Source organism: Bacillus crepusculi, assembly GCF_014764715.1.
In the GTDB taxonomy this organism is placed as follows: domain Bacteria; phylum Bacillota; class Bacilli; order Bacillales; family Bacillaceae; genus Bacillus.
Map to the genome: position 1 here is coordinate 528,772 of NZ_JACXXE010000001.1, position 16,891 is coordinate 545,662.

Genomic DNA, 16,891 nt, shown 5'->3' on the forward strand with positions numbered 1-16,891 from the left:
AAGCACTTGCCTCATATGGCAAGTGCTTTTTTTAACGATGTTGTCTTAACTTCTTGAGTGCTTCGTATTTTCCATACTGCTTTTTTAGTTCTGTATATAGCTCGTCCAGTTGAATAAAGCAGTGATATTGAGTAGGTTTTAGCAAAATGAACTCTAATCGTTCTGTCCAATTAATAGGAGCAACAGGAAATGTCTCTTGTTTGATGTCTTCCCATTTGAGCGTTTGAAGTCTCTCTCCTTTAATCCAGTAAAACATTGCAATCATACTGACGATTCCTTGTAGCATATCATCCTCTTCGCAGCGAGATTTCCTTGTTTGAAAGCGAGGAAGCATTTTGTCTTTTAATTCATTCCATAGTTCGAATATCACAGGCACAAATTCTTCTGTTTTCTGCCATGGAAGCTCGTCTGTTAAAGGTTCTGAAGATAGATCAAATGCGAGTGGATTGGCTCTAAGTATATCCATTCTTTTGCCTTTTACCTCTATCTTCTTCTCTTTTAGCTTTTCGACATATGAGGTGAATACAGCTGATGCGCTCATGCAAGCTTCACCAGGCCCTTTTTCAGCCTCTTCTGCCCTTCTCTACACATATCAAGAAGCGGGCAGGACTCGCACTGCGGCCGCTGCGCCTTGCAATGATATCTCCCAAAAAAGATCAGACGGTGATGCGTCACAGACCAATCTTCTTTTGGTACCTTCTTCATTAACGTTTGTTCTACTTCAAGAACAGAATCCTTCCAGCGGCAAATGCCTAAGCGCTTACTGACCCGTTCTACGTGTGTGTCTACAGCAATAGCGGGTACCCCAAAAGCGACAGAAACAACAACATTTGCTGTTTTCCGGCCAACCCCAGGAAGCTTGACAAGCTCGTCCCGGTCCTTCGGCACTTCACCGCCATATTCTTCAATTAGCATTTTGCACAATTTTTGAATGTTTTTCGCCTTATTCCGATAAAGGCCAATTGAGCGAATATCCTGCTGCAGTTCTTCAAGTGGTACACGTAAGTAGTCTTCTGGTGCTTTATATTTTTGAAATAACGTTTTGGTGACCTTGTTCACAAGTACGTCTGTACACTGAGCGGACAGTGCAACAGCGATCACAAGTTCAAATGGATTCGAATGAACAAGCTCACACTCAGCCTCTGGAAACATATCTCCTATTATTTCTAAACACTCATTGATTTGTTTTTTTGATAACATGCCTTCTCCTTTATTGGTTATTGTTCCAGCCAATTATAAAAAGGAACTTGTCGTTTATAAGATGAAGTCTCTTCTTTTGAAGGTGGGTTTTTTTGCTGTAAGCGGAAATGCTGGCTATGCTCTTTCGCTTCTTCCGCTGTTTTCAGCCCTTTCTTTTTCCATTCAAATAAAATTCGATCGATATAACGGAAATTTAATTTCCCAGATAAAACCGCTTCTCTTAGAGCTAAACGAATCATCTCAGCATCATGATGGTCTTGATCCATCCAGATCGAAAGCGTTTCTCCTTCAAGAGGAGACAGCGGTCTGCCGAATTCATCTTCAAATAGAGCGTATAAAGACTTTTCAGCTTGCACATGATTCCTTTGAGCTTCCTTCGCCTGCTTTGCTTCTAAAAAGTCATATAGCACGCCCCATAAAGGCTCTACTGAGTAGCGGTCATGCTGAATACCTGACCTGTCTTCAAACGGCTGAATCGAAATAAACCCCTTTTGGATTAAATGCTGCACCATATACGCACACTCTTCAGCAGAAATGGTCATGCCATGAGAAAGCTCTTCAAATGTTTGAAAGAAAATGCCTTGTTCTTCATTCATTTTAATCTTGAGCATCACCATCATTTGCGGTTCATTCAATCCTAACTGCTCATAATGAGCAATCAGCAAATTAGGCAAACTTGTCGAACCCATTTGCTGCATATTAATAAATTGCTGCCTATTCATCGGATACACCTCTTCACTTTAAGTATATCACGTTTTATTTCACGTGCCCGCGGAAAAGACGTTTGAAAAAGCCTCCATATGTTGGAGGCTTTACGTCTTAAGGGTATAAACGGTTTAATAATCTTGGGAATGGAATCGTTTCACGCACATGCGGCGCTCCGCTAATCCAAGCAACTGTACGTTCAAGTCCAAGACCAAAACCTGAATGCGGTACAGAACCGTATTGTCTTAATTCTGTGTACCATTTATAAGTTTCCTGATCTAGCCCATGTTCTTTTAATCTGGCTTCAAGCAGCTCTAGATCATGCACACGCTCAGAACCGCCAATGATTTCTCCGTAGCCTTCCGGTGCAATTAAGTCTGCACAAAGGACGACGTCATCACGATCCGGTGCTGGCTGCATATAAAACGGTTTTAATGATGTTGGATAATGAGTGATAAACACTGGTTTATCATAGCTTTCGGCGATCGCTGTTTCGTGAGGCGCTCCGAAGTCATCTCCCCATTCAATATCATCAAAGCCTTTTTCCTGCAAGAATTTAATCGCTTTATCGTAAGTGATGCGCGGGAATGGTGCTTTGATGTTTTCTAATTTAGCTGTATCACGGCCAAGTGTATGAAGTTCTACTTTACAGTTGTCAAGTACACTTTGAACAACGTGAGACACATAATTTTCTTGATATTCAAGGTTTTCATTAAATTCGACAAAAGCCATCTCAGGCTCGATCATCCAAAACTCGATTAAATGACGTTTTGTTTTAGACTTTTCAGCTCTAAATGTTGGACCAAATGAGAATACTTTTCCAAGAGCCATTGCAGCAGCTTCCATGTAAAGCTGTCCACTTTGAGAAAGGTACGCATCTTCATCAAAATATTTTGTAGCAAACAGTTCTGTCGTTCCTTCAGGTGCACTTCCTGTTAAAATAGGCGGGTCCACTTTCACGAAGCCTTCCTGATGGAAAAACTCATATGTAGCACGAATAATTTCGTTACGGATTTTCATAATGGCATGCTGTTTTTTCGAACGGAGCCATAAATGACGATGATCCATTAAGAATTCTGTCCCATGCTCTTTCGGTGTAATTGGGTAATCTGTTGCTTCGTGAATCACTTCAATGGATTTCACTTGTAATTCAAAACCAAGTGGTGAACGCTCGTCTTTTGTCACTTGTCCTGTTACATAGACAGATGTTTCTTGTGTGACTGATTTTGCAAGCTTAAAGACATCCTCTTCCACTTCTGCTTTTACAACGACCCCTTGAATAAAGCCTGTCCCGTCGCGCAGCTGCAAGAATGCAATTTTTCCGCTTGAACGTTTATTGGCAATCCATGCGCCGATTGTTACTTCTTCATCGACGTGTTTGAACACTTGATTAATAGTTGTTTTCAACATAATTCCCTCCAAAGCCAGAAAGAAACTCACCTTTTTGATAGGTGTGAATCTTTTTTCATACATTTTATTATAACCGTTCTAAATCAGCATGGTCAACGCAAGACAGGAGAAACTACGGTGTTAAATTTTTTTCTACTCGTCCTGTTGTAAAATCGACATAGCTGAAGCTATATTGGCTGTCCTCATTTAAGTACGTCACTTCCCAAAGAAGTACGTCACCTTCTCTTGCCAATTTGACGTCTTTCACCTTCGTAACGGTGTTCTCCTTTTGAACGGCTTGCACTGCTTGATTTGAGGTAATGCCTTCTTTTGCTTTTTTTGAAATCACTTTTTCTTTTTTGCTGGCAGGAACCCACACATATATCGTTTCATTTTGTTTGTTTTTCCCTTCAACAATAAATTGTTTTTCTTTCCCGACAAAGGTTTCCACTTGCTCCACTTGTACAATGTTTGCTTGTTCTTTTGCTCGTTCAATCGCGGCCTCATGACCTTGTTCTTTTTGACCCATGGCAATCTGATAAATCCACGCAAAGCTGATGATGCTAATGAGTAAAACGAGAGCCACAACGGACGAAATAATCCAGACTATTCTTTTCATGTCAAAGCTTCCCCTATGTGCGATATATGGTAAATATCGCTTGATTTTGATCTTCTTGATCTAATGCTAACCCAAACATGAGATCTTCTCTTTTCAGCGTTCTGTTCAACAAGTCAACAATTTTGTATAGGTCTTCTGAATGCTTAATTTGCACAGTTGAAAGTACCTCTATTTTACTTTCCACTTCTAATTCCTCCTCGGCACGTAAATATTGTTAGTCATACTTTGCTGCGCGGGAACCGATACTATTTTTACAACGGAACACAAAAAGCCGTTACGATAAATTAACTCCAAACCCACACCAGCTAAAGGCCGCTTATGACAGCGGCTTTTCGTTGTTTAGCTTCTCTATATACGCCTCAAGTGACTCCTTTGACATCTCATGTACTGGCGCTTTAGGAAGTGATTCTAAAAAGAGCCTTCCGTATGAAGCGGTTTTCACCCTGCGGTCTAAGATCAGCAATGTACCAATGTCCTTTTCAGAGCGAAGCAAGCGCCCTGCGCCTTGTTTGAAGGTCAAGACAGCTTCTGGGAGAGCAACGGCTTTAAACGGATTCTTCCCTTGTTTTTTAGCTGCTTCACATTTTGCTTCAATGAGCGGTGAGTCAGGCGGCCGGAAAGGGAGACGTGCCATAATGACAGTCGTCAGCTCAGAGCCTGGAAAATCGACTCCTTCCCAAAAACTACCCGTACCAAGTAAAATCGCTTGCTTGGCTAATTTAAACATTTTCGTCAATTTTACAGGGCTTCCGCCTGTCAAGCCTTGCGCAAACAAGGCTGATTGCATACCTCCTGTTTTCAGCTCTTCATACACTGCTTTTAGCATTTCATGTGAATTAAATAAGACCAATATTTTCGCTTCCTGCTGCTTTTCCATAATCTTAATATATTCTGCTGCTTGCTTCACATAGTCCCGTTCATCACGGTTTGTGATTGGCGGCATGTCAGCCGGTACAACCACCTTAAGCTGTTTTTCAAGTTCATAAGGTGAATCAATTTGAACAAGATGCGGGTAAAAATCTTGCAGGCCGAATCGCTCCAAGCAGTAATCAAAGCGATGATTGACTGTAAGTGTCCCTGATGTGAGGACCACACTTTTTTTATTCATAAAGAATCGGTCAGCCAAAAGCTCCCCTGTATCTAGCGGCTGTGCATGCATAAAAACCGCATTTTTGGCACCCTTTGCATCAATCTCAATCCAAACCGTTTCATCATTTTTCGGTTCAAAAATAAACCGGTACAGCGTACTGCAAAATGTATGCATAAACGACATTACTTGATCGTATTCCTCTGCCTCAAAGGCAAAGTGCTCTGTCAGCTGATCACTTTTTTGAAGAAGCTCGTTTTTTTGCTGCTCATATAGCTTTTCACAAGCAATTAACAAGGAACAAAGCTTACTTGCTGTTTCTTTAATGCGTTTCCACTGAGCATGCTTTGAATGATGACGTACTCTATGAATGAGACGGTTAATGTCTGCTTTCGGTTTTGTCCTTTTGACAAAAGAATGGACTGTGCTAAAAAATGCGTCACTTTCCATTTGAAGCTGATTGAGATACTCATCCATTTCGATAAATGTGTCCGTCTGTAAGCCTGCCCCGTGAAATCTCTTTTTCAGTTTCTTTAACAAACCGCCCTGTAAGGAGCCAAGCTGCGTTAATTTTGCATGAAGCTGGATATAAGACGCACTGTCTCCTAGTGTTTCATTGGCTGTTTTCTCAAATTGATGGGCCTCGTCAATCACATATACGTCTGCATGCTGAAAAATAGATGATGCCTCGGTTTGTGACAAGAGCAGGCGATGATTCGTTAAAATCAAATCAGCTGTTTTTGCCCTTCTTTTGGCCCGTTCATAAAAGCAATATTCTTTAAATCGGCGCTTTTTCGATGTAAACGGCATATGTACACAGGAAATCCGGTCTTTTATATTTGCAGCACCTGACGGTAAATTCAGTTCAGATAAATCACCTGTCTCTGTTACAAGAAGCCACATTAATATTTGCGCCTTCGTTAAGACCACATCATAGTTATCATCTTCCTCATGCAGTACATGCTCAAACTTATCTAAACAAATATAATGTGCCCTTCCTTTGAATACACAGGCAGCTGGCTCAAATGGGAGCAATTGATGCAAAATCGGCACATCGCGCTGAAGCATTTGCTGCTGCAAAAGAATGGAATATGTACTAATAATGACAGGTTTTCCTGATTTCTTTGCCTCTAAAGCAGCTGGAATGAGATAAGCTAGTGTTTTCCCGATTCCTGGTGCCGCTTCAATTAATGCGTAGGCCCTTTCATGAAACACGTCTCTCACTTTATTCATCATTGTAAGCTGGCCTTCTCTTACTTCATAGCCCTCTACCGCTTGCGGGAGCTTCTCTTTTATCTCTTCAAACAGCTTCTCATCGTCTGCGCCTACTGAATGTGTCGTATCATTCAAGCGATTGGTCACATCTTTTACAGCAAAGGAACCGACTTCCATGAGCGAATCTTCCTGACTAGAATGACTCGTTTCAAGCTGCTTAATTAAAAGTCCAATATCACTTAAAAGATATGAGGATAATCTGCGCAGCTGCTTTAACACATTTGGCGGTGTGTGTTCTAATTGATGTAACAAGGTTAAAAATAACATGGCAGTAACTTCCGCATCACTATCCGCCCTGTGCGGGTGGTCATGTGGAAGCATGAGCTCTTCACTTAATTCAGTTAGCTTATAACCTTCAAGCTCAGGATAAAGAATTCTAGAAATCTCAACTGTATCAATCGCTAGCACATCCAGCTCATTTTTCCCGCATGCTTTTAGTTCATCATTTAAAAAGTTCAAGTCAAAATGAACATTGTGCGCAACAAAATAAGCGCCATGTATGAGGTCATACACCTCTTGGGCAATATCCTCAAAAAACACCGCATCGTCAACCATGTGCTGCTGAATGCCTGTCAGCTGTTCAATAAATCCGGGGATGGGCTTCCCAGGGTTCACATATTTTGAATACCGTTCGACAATTTGTCCATTTTCAATGACCACCGCAGCAATTTGAATGATTTTATCACCCTTTTTCGGTGAATTCCCGGTGGTTTCAATATCAACGACAACAAACCTTTGATCGGTCATAAAATGGACACCTCAATTCCTTTGTTCCACTCGAAAGTGAAACACGCTCTGGGCAATATCATTGAAACAGAACAGCCTCTTTTCATGAAACTGTCCTGTTTCCGTGTAGCATGCGTTATAAAATCGTTCTCGCAGGCTCTTGCCCAATCATTTGTTCAATTTGATTTTGTTTATTTAACACGACCACTTTTGGTGTATGTGTCTTTGCTTCTTCTTCTGACAACATCCCATAAGCGATAATAATCACTTCATCCCCTGGCTGAACCAATCTTGCTGCAGCACCATTTAGACAGATGACACCGCTTTTTCTTTCACCAGGAATAATATATGTTTCAAGTCTCGCGCCATTGTGATTATTGACAATCTGTACTTTCTCATTTGCCATCATGCCTGCCGCATCTAGTAAATCTTCGTCAATGGTAATACTTCCTACATAATGTAAGTTTGCTTCTGTTACCGTCGCTTTATGAAGTTTAGAGGTCATAAAGGTTCTATACATGCTTTTCACCGCTTTCAGGAACATGGAATATCACATTATCAATCAGTCTTGCCCGTGAGAATTTCACCGCAATCGCAATGATGACCTGACCTGCTAACTGCTGAAGTGTCTCAAGCTCTGGATAGGAGTAGATCTCAATATAATCGATTTCTCCACTCGTTTGATGAATTTCGTCTTCTACCAACTGATAAATTCGACTGACGTCACGTTCACCTTTTTCAACCGCTGACTGTCCTTTTTTCAATGCGCGGTACAAAGCAGGTGCTTCTTGTCTTTCTTTTTCAGATAAGTACACATTCCTTGAGCTTTTCGCTAAACCGTCTTCTTCTCTAACTGTCGGCACAGATACAAGGTGAACATCAAAGAAGAAATCCTTGATCATCGCATCGATCACAGCGACTTGCTGTGCATCCTTTAGACCAAAGTATACATTTGTTGGTGCTACAAGATGAAATAGCTTTGTCAGCACAGTAGCAACGCCGTCAAAATGTCCTGGACGTTTCCTCCCGCATAAGACATCAGTCCGCTTTTGAACTGTCATCGTGATAGATGGTTCATTTGGGTACATTTCTTTCACATCAGGTGTAAATAAAATGTCCACTCCTGCTTCTTCTGCAAGGCGCTGATCTCTTTCCATATCCCTTGGATAAGATTCAAAGTCTTCGTTCGGTCCAAATTGCAAAGGATTAACAAAAATACTCATCACCACAATGTCATTTTGTTCTCTTGCCCCTTTCACGAGCGTTAGATGGCCTTCATGAAGGAAACCCATCGTTGGAACAAAGCCGATAGAATGGTGTTTTTTTTGGTGCTGCTTGATCAGTTTTTTCAGCTCATGAATATGGGTAACAACGTTCATTTTTTGATTCCCCCATATAAACCTTCAAGGACTTCTTCTTTGATATGAAATGTATGCGTGTCCTCTGGAAATGTACGAGCTTTTACTTCTTTTGTATATTGAATGAGCGCTTCTTCTAGTACAGCATCGATTTGCGCGTATTGTTTCACAAATTTAGGTGTTCTAGACACCCCGTATCCTACCACATCATGGTAAACAAGAACTTGTCCGTCTGCTTCAGCTCCTGCACCAATTCCAATGACAGGGATCTTCAGCATGTCGGTAATACGTTTTGTCAGTTCACCAGGCACGCATTCGAGCACAAGTGCAATCGCACCTACTTCCTCACATTTCAGGCTATCTTCAATCAACTTTTGAGCACTCTCATGGTCTTTCCCCTGGACCTTATACCCGCCAAGTACACCAACTGATTGTGGTGTGAGGCCTAAATGACTAACGACAGGGATTCCGCCTCTTGTTAAAGCCTGAATGGATTCAAACACGCCATCTCCGCCTTCTAGCTTTAAGGCATCAGCACCGCTTTCTTGCATCATCCGCGCTGCATTCTTCATCGTTTCTTCCAATGAATAATGATAAGACATAAATGGCATATCTGTCACAATAAATGTGTCTTTTGCGCCTCTTTTGACTGCTTTTGTGTGATGGATCATATCATCCATCGTGACTTGTACTGTGGAATCAAGTCCAAGTACAACCATCCCAAGTGAGTCACCAACTAAGATCATGTCGACTTCCGCTTTTTCCGCTTGTTTTGCAGCTGGATAGTCGTATGCTGTCAGCATCACAATAGGTTCGTTTTGTTCTTTCATTTTGAAAAAATCTAGCTTTGTCTTCATTTGTTCCTCCTCATTCTGGAGAGGAGATGGCTTGCCTCGCATCACATGTTCTTTTCGCTCATGCGCGGCGAATCATCCCTCTGTCCAAGTCCCTTAGGATCAAGGCAGAAATTGATTAAATTTTTCTTCCTAACAGGTACAGTTCCTTTTACAGATACTGTCCACACGAAGTATATCAAAAATGTACCGGGTGTACCACTTAAGTTGACTGGATCTCGATGTCTGCGGAATAGATTTTTTGGATACCGTCCGCCGTTTCCAGTAATAAGACACCTTCATCATTGATTCCAAGCGCTGTTCCAGTATATTGCCCATTGACGGTGCGCGCGACAATACGTTTACCGATGGTCATCGCAAACGATTCCCATAATTGTTTGATCGGGCCAAATCCATGCTTCATATAATCATCATACCTTTTTTCAAAGGTGGACATGATGTTTTGAATCAATGCAGCTCGATCTACTTTTTCATTCAGTGCCATTCGCAAACTTGTTGCGATATCCTTTAGTTCATCAGGAAAGTCTTCAGCCGTTTGGTTCACATTAATGCCTGGACCAATAATCACCGCGTGAACTTGGTCAGCTTCTGCTTTTAATTCAGTGAGAATGCCAACAACTTTTTTTCCATTTAACAGAATATCATTTGGCCATTTAATCGATGGACTGAGTCCTGTTTGATGTACGATGGCTTCTGTGATGGCGACAGAGGTTAAAAGTGTCATTTGCGGCGCTTTGTGCAGCGGTATTTCAGGCCGGATGATCAGACTCATCCAAATGCCTGTCCTATTTGGTGAATGCCATGTTCTTTGAAGGCGCCCTTTTCCGTTTGTCTGATGATCACTGACAACAAGTGTGCCGTGGGGCGCCCCTTCATTTACAAGGTCATGGGCAATCAGCTGAGTTGAAGCGACTGCTTCTTGAAAGATAATGTTCCTGCCAAAAACCTCTGTTTCCAGACCAAAAAGAATTTCATCCTCACTAATTTTGTCCGGTTTACGAAGCAGCCGGTATCCTTTTCTCCGGACAGCTTCTACCTCATAGCCCTCTTTTCGCAAATCCTCTATATGCTTCCATACAGCCGTTCGGGAGCAGCCAAGCTCATCACATATTTGCTGGCTCGAGACAAAATCTTGATCAGATGTTGTAAATAGTTCAATTAATCGTTTTCTAATTGCTGATCGCATGCTTTAAGCCACTCCTCTATGGCTTCTTTTCGGTTTTCCAAACGGTTTTGCAGAACCGCTTTTTTCACAGCATGAAGCTCTTCTGCAATCCATTTACCTGATGTCTTCTGCCGAAAGGCCATTAAATCTTTTCCTGAAACAGCAAGGTCTTGGAGCTTTTTAATCGGGAGTGCATCATATGAATGCTTCGCCGCCTCCAGCTCATCAAAGAAAATACGGCGCTCATGTTTGAGCTGCGTGATCTTTAAACTAGAGAGCAAGACATGTTCACCAGCTTCAAACATCTTCTCCGCATCCCAGTCACAATCGACGTATTTGCTAATTGCAATCGACTCTTTCAAAAGCTTCGTCGACAGCTTCCATTCCTTTAAGAAGGACACAGCCTCCGCCTCATCTAAACCAAGTAAATGGATGAAAGCGCCCCATACCTCTTCTAGTCCATCCAGTAAATAATACGGGAATGTTTGGAAAGCATCATTGAGTCGATCTTTTGTCATGCCTGGCAATTCTTCATACAACTCCGTTGAAATGAGGACATGAATGGCTTCCTTACAATACCGACCTTTTAACAATTTCTCCATTTCAATCTTTTTGCGCTCAACAGATATGTTGGCTAGTAGATGCTTATCTTTTTTCATCGCATCAGCTGTCTCAGTAGCGAGCTCAAAACCGAGCTGGCTTAAAAAACGGACGGCTCTCATCATGCGAAGTGCATCTTCTTGAAAGCGGCAAGCGGGATCTCCAACGGTTTGAATTCGTTTCCGCTCAATATCCTGCCTGCCCCCTGCGTAGTCAATGATCTCGCCATGAATATCCATAGCCATCGCGTTGATCGTTAAATCTCTTCTTAAAAGGTCTTCTTTCAATGATGAAATAAACGTCACTTCTTTAGGTCTGCGAAAATCTTCATATTCTGATTCAGTCCGGAACGTCGTGACCTCATAGCTGACACCATCATATAAAACAATGACAGTGCCATGCTCTTTGCCTACATCTACTGTCTTATCAAACAAGGACTCCACCGTATCAGGCGTTGCATCTGTCGCAATATCGATATCCCCGATTTCCCGGCCTAATAAAACATCTCTCACCGCTCCGCCGACAAAGTAAGCCTGATACCCATGTTCGTGCAGTGTATGTAAAATAGGGATGGCGTGTGTGAATGGTTCATTCATCTTCATCATCACCTTCAATTAATTCTAGGTAAAGCTCTTCATATTCTCTTACAATTTTTTCAGAAGAGAAATTGGCCTGAACACTGGCCTGTGCTGCCATTGACACTTGCTCATGGAGCGCTTTGTCTTTGAGTAAAGAGACCGCATAGTTTGCTGCACCGTCTATATCGCCGAGCGGGACAAGAAATCCTGTCTCTCCATGTGTAATAACCTCTGGAATGCCGCCAACATCTGTGCCAATACAAGGAACCCCGCAGGCCATTGCTTCAAGAAGTACAAGCCCAAAGCTCTCCTTCTGAGAAAGAAGTAGCTTCAAATCACTAATTGAGTAAAGCTCCTCTACCTTCTCTTGCTTTCCTAAAAACAACACGCGGTCCGTTAGTCCCAGCTTTTTCACCAGTTCGCATACGACCGATATTTCAGGACCATCACCAATAAGCAGCAGCTTTGCATGCACCTGGTCAGAAATCTTTTTAAAGACATGAATCACATCATGCACCCGCTTTACCTTTCGGAAATTCGATACATGGATGATGACCTTTTCGTCCTGCATGATCCCATAATGCTTCTTGAGAACTTTGTGATCTTCACGCAAGTACACACGCTCATCAACGAAGTTATGGATCGTATCGATTTTTTTATCCGGTTTAATGAGATCATATGTCTGTGCTGCTAATGAATGCGATACAGCTGTTACGCGATCTGATGATTCAATGGCAAACCGAATGACTTCCTTTAAAGATGGATCATCGCCTAATACCGTAATATCCGTCCCGTGAAGCGTGGTGACGACTTTCACTGTGTGTCCCGTCATTTGCTTGGCTAAAAACGCACAGACGGCGTGCGGGACTGCATAATGCGCGTGAATAATATCGAGCTTCTCTCGTTTTGCGACTTCTGCCAATTTACTTGCGAGTGCAAGGTCATAAGGCGGATATTGAAAAACAGCATATTGATTGACATTCACCTCATGAAAATAAATGTTCGGATACACTTTATTAAGTCTAAACGGAATACTTGAGGTAATGAAATGAACATCGTGCCCTTTTTCAGCTAAACGTTTTCCAAGCTCTGTGGCAATAATGCCCGAACCGCCAACACTTGGATAACAAGTGATTCCGATCTTCAATTTTTTCATAATTACCCCCCAAGTAAGTCATCGTCCATCAACAGTGGTTTCTTTGTCAAAAACCCTTCTGCATAAGCTTTATTGACTTCCCTTCCATACATAGACTCTCTCATTTTGACAAAATCAATATACCCGTTCACAAGAGGTGTCTCTACTGAATTCGCCGATTTGACAAATTGGCTTTTATACGCATGTAAGCTATCAATTTTTTGGTGCATCTCACTAGAGATATCAATCACAAAATCTGGACGATGATGGCCGTTAATCATGTAATAATACATCTGTCTTATTTTATGTGCTGGCTGCTTGTAGGAATCTTCAAACTTATGTATACCTGCAGAAAAAGCCGCCTCTTCTACAAGTGAACCCGCATGACCATGATCAGGATGTCGATCTTGGTGATGCGGAGCAAAAATAAGTGTTGGTTTGTATGTTCGAATGACACCGGCAATTTCCTTTATCGCTTCGTCATTGAGATAAAGTCCTCTATCTGGCAAGGTGAGCTGAATTCGAGTCGTCACACCTAAAATGGTGGCGGCTGCCTTTGCCTCGTCTTTGCGGCTTTCAACCGTTCCATTTGAAGATAATTCAGCCTCGGTCAAATCGCAAATTCCGACACGCGCCCCTTTTTTTACGTATTTTGCAATCGTTCCACCCATACCGATTTCTACATCATCGCTATGGGCACCGAATGCAAGGATATCAAGTCGTTTCATTTGTTCCTCCGTTTTTTGCTACATCTCGAAAATCAAACGTTCCTTTATTTAAATTCCTGACTAAAATTTCAGCTGTGCCCATATTGGTGGCTAATGGAATGGCGTACACATCGCAAAGCCGAATAAGTGCAGATACATCCGGTTCATGCGGCTGCGCGGTTAGCGGATCTCTAAAAAAGAGCACAAGATCCATAGCATTATCAGCAATCAAGGCACCAATTTGCTGATCTCCTCCAAGTGGTCCTGACTGGAAACGATGAATGGAAAGCCCCGTCGCTTCTTTCACTCTCAAACCTGTCGTCCCTGTTGCATAAAGTGTATGATCTGCCAAAATATCACGGTATGCAATGGCAAACTGAATCATGTCACTTTTTTTCTTATCGTGAGCGATTAAAGCAATGTTCATCAGGAATCCACTCCTTATTAGTCGATGATATTTTCTAAGCCATAGACGAGCTGATCAATGCGCATAACCTGTTCTACTGAAAGCTTCACACCTGACATAAATGATGCACGGTTATAAGAATCATGACGAATGGTGAGCGTCTGTCCGTCCATGCCAAACAGGACTTCTTGATGTGCAATCATGCCTGGAAGTCTGACGCTGTGCAGACGGATGCCATCATAATCTGCTCCTCGTGCACCTTCGATTAACTCTTTTTCTTCAGGATGTCCCTGCTTTTTGCTTTCTCTTACTTCTGCAATCATTTCAGCCGTTTTTAACCCAGTACCGCTCGGGGCATCTAGCTTTTTATCATGATGAAGCTCAATGATTTCAACGTCAGGGAAGTAATTCGCTGCCATTTTGGCAAACTTCATCATTAAAACCGCACCGATAGCAAAGTTTGGCGCAATAATACAGCCTATGCCTTTTTCTTCTGTTAATTGCTGAAGTTCCTTCAGGTCAGCTTCTGAAAACCCAGTTGTGCCTACAACTGGACGCACGCCATGTTCAAGTGCTTTTTTTGTATGTACTTTCCCAATTTCTGGTGTCGTAAGATCAATTAATACATCAGGTGCTGTCTCTGATAAACATACATCAATATCCGTATAAATTGGTGCATTAGATGTCGTCTGCATCACATCAGATAATGTCTTTCCTTCATGCGCGTGATCAAGTGCTGCCACCAGCTCAAAATGGCTTGTTTCTTCTGCCAGCTTGACAGCCTCTATCCCCATTCTTCCTCTTGCTCCAGCGATTACTACTTTGATGGTTTGGTTCGTCATCGTCTCTACTTCCCTTCCTTTTTCGTCCAGCGGTCTTTGTCTCTTGTATTGAATTTATGCATCACACGATCATGTGCTTCTTCTAGTGAAATATCGAGTGAATTAGCGAGACATGTTAATACAAACAATACATCGCCAATTTCTTCTTCCATACTTTTTTCTGTTTCGGTTGTTTTTTTCGGCTTTTCTCCATAGTAATGGTTCACCTCTCTTGCCAGTTCACCTAATTCTTCTGTCAGACGGGCCATCATGGCAAGCGGGCTGAAATAGCCTTCTTTAAATTGTCCTATGTAATCATCTACTTCTTGCTGCACGTGACGCAGCGTTTTTTCATTCGTCATGTAGCTCAACCTCCTATCCATCTCTTACATGTTAGCGAAATCATAAATGTTTGACAAATGTTTAAAACTCCGTTTGCTTGTTTCTCTCCCATACCATATAATATTATCGCTGTCTAAGCAAAAAAAGGAGTGATCTCTTGCTAAAAGAAATTCGTCTTAAAAATATCGTCTTTATTTTAATAGGATCTGCGATTTTTTCTTTCGGTCTTGTTCATTTTAATATGCAGAACAATTTGGCGGAAGGCGGATTTACAGGTATTACACTGCTTTTATATTTTCTATTTCACATTGATCCATCTATTTCAAACCTTGTCTTAAACATTCCGATCTTTTTTATCGGCTGGAAAATGCTCGGCAGAACCATGTTTACGTATACAATTGTAGGAACCGTCAGCCTTTCTGTCTTCCTTGCCATCTTCCAGCGCTTTCAAATACATATGCCTCTCCAGCACGATTTAGCCTTAGCCGCACTCTTTGCAGGTGTGTTTATCGGAACAGGCCTCGGGATTATCTTTAAATTCGGCGGAACAACCGGCGGCGTGGACATTATCGCAAGACTGATCAACAAGCATTATCAGGTGGCAATGGGACGAACAATGTTCATCTTCGATGCATGCGTCATTACCATCTCTCTTACCTATTTAAATTACAAAGAAGCCATGTATACACTCGTCGCAGTATTTGTTGCTGCGAAGGTCATCGACTTCATGCAAGAAGGCGCTTACGCAGCCAAAGGAGCCATGATTATCTCTGAAAAAGATGACATCATTCAAAAGAAAATCACGGAAGAAATGGAGCGCGGGGTGACCATCTTAAAAGGGGTCGGTTCCTATACGAAACAGGAGCGGAACGTCCTTTATTGCGTCGTTCCAAAAAACGAGCTTGTCCACCTCAAAAGTGTTGTCACCTCAGTAGACCCTCATGCATTTGTATCCGTCAGTGACGTGCATGACGTACTAGGTGAAGGCTTCACATTAGATGAACACAAAAAGCCACTTAATCCCCATTAAAAAAAGAAGCCCAAAAACGGTGCTTCTTTTTTTATGACTTTGGATAATCGGCTTGCCGCTTTTGCCTCTTCTCTTTTTCAGCCCGGTATTTTCGAAATCCAACATACGTTAAAGTGAGTAAAATCATACTGCCTGTTGTGAGGATGACCCATAAAAGCGATGGATCGGCTTCATCTTGATCGACATGAGCAAACACACTGGATAAATCCTCTTCCAGCTTTGTGAGACGCTCAAGCTTTGTCCCACTTGAAGCTTTTAAAAATTCACCTTGTTCGATCACTTCCATGTGCTGCTTAATCGTTTGAAGCTTTTCAGGCGAGATATCAATGGTTAAACTAGGATAAATCATATCGTATAAAGAAACCAGTTCATTCCAAGTTTCATAGAACGTAGTGGATTCTGGATTTTCCACTTCCTTTTTCAAAGTAGGAAAAGACCCCATAATCGGCTTCTCAAGTGAGCCCCAAAGAGGTTCAGAATCCGATTGAATCGCATCGATCAGCATTCTAAACTGAGAGGCATAACGAAGCTTTTCGCGCTCATTCAATTCTTCCTGCGGGAGCCCTTTAATAATATCTTGATAGCCGAGTGTGATTTGCCGAACCTGCGTATTTGTCAGAGTCCCATGCCAATTCTCAGCTTTAAATGTCTTTTCAACATACAATGCGACCTGTAATGCCTCATCGTATTTAGCTTGTCTCGTTAATTGAAAGATTGAATCTGATAGTTCCGTTAATTCTTGCAGCGCTTTAGCGGCAGTTTCCTCACCCTTAGCTACAGCTGGATGTAATACGAGAAAAAATAATAGAATCATCGCGATTGGCTTTCGTTTCATGCAAGTCCCTCCTAGCCCTTCTCCATACAGCGTATGAAGAAAAGGACAAGGTTAGACCA

Annotated in this window: 19 protein-coding genes; 1 reads left to right on the forward strand and 18 read right to left on the reverse strand. The window is 42.0% G+C overall.

The genetic code is table 11. The features are described 5' to 3' along the window. Nucleotides 1-31: 31 nt before the first annotated feature. The 17 genes from IEE86_RS02630 to IEE86_RS02710 form a co-directional block, all read right to left on the reverse strand. Entirely contained in the window at nucleotides 32-541 is a 510-nt protein-coding gene (locus IEE86_RS02630; RefSeq protein ID WP_191095818.1) for a YpoC family protein, read from the reverse strand. Beyond that, nucleotides 538-1,200 carry an endonuclease III gene (gene nth, locus IEE86_RS02635; protein WP_191095819.1) on the reverse strand — a complete coding sequence of 221 codons (663 nt, stop codon included), beginning with the start codon at nucleotides 1,198-1,200 and terminating at the stop codon, nucleotides 538-540. The genes IEE86_RS02630 and nth overlap by 4 nt, the downstream gene beginning before the upstream one ends. A gap of 17 nt (nucleotides 1,201-1,217) precedes the next feature. Continuing rightward, the gene (locus tag IEE86_RS02640) at nucleotides 1,218-1,922 is read right to left on the reverse strand and encodes a DnaD domain-containing protein (protein ID WP_191095820.1); all 705 of its coding nucleotides are present in this window, start codon (nucleotides 1,920-1,922) and stop codon (nucleotides 1,218-1,220) included. Nucleotides 1,923-2,019: 97 nt separating this feature from the next. Further along, nucleotides 2,020-3,312, reverse strand: a complete 1,293-nt coding sequence (gene asnS / locus IEE86_RS02645; protein ID WP_191095821.1) for an asparagine--tRNA ligase — start codon at nucleotides 3,310-3,312, stop codon at nucleotides 2,020-2,022. A 115-nt stretch (nucleotides 3,313-3,427) separates the two neighbouring features. Next, complete coding sequence (gene tseB, locus IEE86_RS02650) at nucleotides 3,428-3,913, reverse strand: cell wall elongation/penicillin-binding protein regulator TseB (RefSeq protein WP_191095822.1); 486 nt, start codon at nucleotides 3,911-3,913, stop codon at nucleotides 3,428-3,430. A 13-nt stretch (nucleotides 3,914-3,926) separates the two neighbouring features. After that, nucleotides 3,927-4,097 carry a YpmA family protein gene (locus IEE86_RS02655; protein ID WP_008344594.1) on the reverse strand — a complete coding sequence of 57 codons (171 nt, stop codon included), beginning with the start codon at nucleotides 4,095-4,097 and terminating at the stop codon, nucleotides 3,927-3,929. Between the two features lie 132 nt (nucleotides 4,098-4,229). Further along, nucleotides 4,230-7,022, reverse strand: a complete 2,793-nt coding sequence (gene dinG / locus IEE86_RS02660) for an ATP-dependent DNA helicase DinG (protein ID WP_191095823.1) — start codon at nucleotides 7,020-7,022, stop codon at nucleotides 4,230-4,232. A gap of 115 nt (nucleotides 7,023-7,137) precedes the next feature. Beyond that, the gene (gene panD / locus IEE86_RS02665; protein ID WP_024422780.1) at nucleotides 7,138-7,521 is read right to left on the reverse strand and encodes an aspartate 1-decarboxylase; all 384 of its coding nucleotides are present in this window, start codon (nucleotides 7,519-7,521) and stop codon (nucleotides 7,138-7,140) included. Next, nucleotides 7,514-8,380, reverse strand: coding sequence for a pantoate--beta-alanine ligase (gene panC / locus IEE86_RS02670; protein ID WP_191095824.1), 867 nt, complete (start codon nucleotides 8,378-8,380; stop codon nucleotides 7,514-7,516). Before panC ends, panD begins: the two co-directional genes overlap by 8 nt. Then, nucleotides 8,377-9,216 carry a 3-methyl-2-oxobutanoate hydroxymethyltransferase gene (panB, locus tag IEE86_RS02675; RefSeq protein WP_191095825.1) on the reverse strand — a complete coding sequence of 280 codons (840 nt, stop codon included), beginning with the start codon at nucleotides 9,214-9,216 and terminating at the stop codon, nucleotides 8,377-8,379. The genes panC and panB overlap by 4 nt, the downstream gene beginning before the upstream one ends. Nucleotides 9,217-9,415: 199 nt before the next feature. Next, complete coding sequence (locus IEE86_RS02680; RefSeq protein WP_191095826.1) at nucleotides 9,416-10,399, reverse strand: biotin--[acetyl-CoA-carboxylase] ligase; 984 nt, start codon at nucleotides 10,397-10,399, stop codon at nucleotides 9,416-9,418. Continuing rightward, nucleotides 10,372-11,574 carry a CCA tRNA nucleotidyltransferase gene (locus IEE86_RS02685; protein WP_191095827.1) on the reverse strand — a complete coding sequence of 401 codons (1,203 nt, stop codon included), beginning with the start codon at nucleotides 11,572-11,574 and terminating at the stop codon, nucleotides 10,372-10,374. Before IEE86_RS02685 ends, IEE86_RS02680 begins: the two co-directional genes overlap by 28 nt. Next, entirely contained in the window at nucleotides 11,567-12,712 is a 1,146-nt protein-coding gene (bshA, locus tag IEE86_RS02690) for an N-acetyl-alpha-D-glucosaminyl L-malate synthase BshA (RefSeq protein ID WP_191095828.1), read from the reverse strand. The genes IEE86_RS02685 and bshA overlap by 8 nt, the downstream gene beginning before the upstream one ends. Nucleotides 12,713-12,714: 2 nt before the next feature. After that, complete coding sequence (gene bshB1 / locus IEE86_RS02695; RefSeq protein WP_191095829.1) at nucleotides 12,715-13,419, reverse strand: bacillithiol biosynthesis deacetylase BshB1; 705 nt, start codon at nucleotides 13,417-13,419, stop codon at nucleotides 12,715-12,717. Continuing rightward, nucleotides 13,406-13,825 (reverse strand): methylglyoxal synthase, encoded by a 420-nt coding sequence (gene mgsA, locus IEE86_RS02700; RefSeq protein WP_191095830.1) that lies wholly within the window; start codon nucleotides 13,823-13,825, stop codon nucleotides 13,406-13,408. Before mgsA ends, bshB1 begins: the two co-directional genes overlap by 14 nt. Before the next feature lie 17 nt (nucleotides 13,826-13,842). Next, nucleotides 13,843-14,646, reverse strand: coding sequence for a 4-hydroxy-tetrahydrodipicolinate reductase (dapB, locus tag IEE86_RS02705; protein WP_191095831.1), 804 nt, complete (start codon nucleotides 14,644-14,646; stop codon nucleotides 13,843-13,845). A 5-nt stretch (nucleotides 14,647-14,651) separates the two neighbouring features. Further along, the gene (locus tag IEE86_RS02710) at nucleotides 14,652-14,987 is read right to left on the reverse strand and encodes a nucleotide pyrophosphohydrolase (protein ID WP_003215805.1); all 336 of its coding nucleotides are present in this window, start codon (nucleotides 14,985-14,987) and stop codon (nucleotides 14,652-14,654) included. A gap of 137 nt (nucleotides 14,988-15,124) precedes the next feature. Here IEE86_RS02710 and IEE86_RS02715 point away from each other — a divergent pair, with 137 nt between their 5' ends. After that, entirely contained in the window at nucleotides 15,125-15,997 is an 873-nt protein-coding gene (locus tag IEE86_RS02715) for a YitT family protein (RefSeq protein ID WP_003215598.1), read from the forward strand. Between the two features lie 31 nt (nucleotides 15,998-16,028). Here the strand turns inward: IEE86_RS02715 and ypjB are convergent, their stop codons facing one another. Continuing rightward, a complete protein-coding gene (gene ypjB, locus IEE86_RS02720; protein WP_191095832.1) occupies nucleotides 16,029-16,832 on the reverse strand; it encodes a sporulation protein YpjB in 804 nt (267 codons plus the stop codon). Nucleotides 16,833-16,891: the final 59 nt, after the last annotated feature.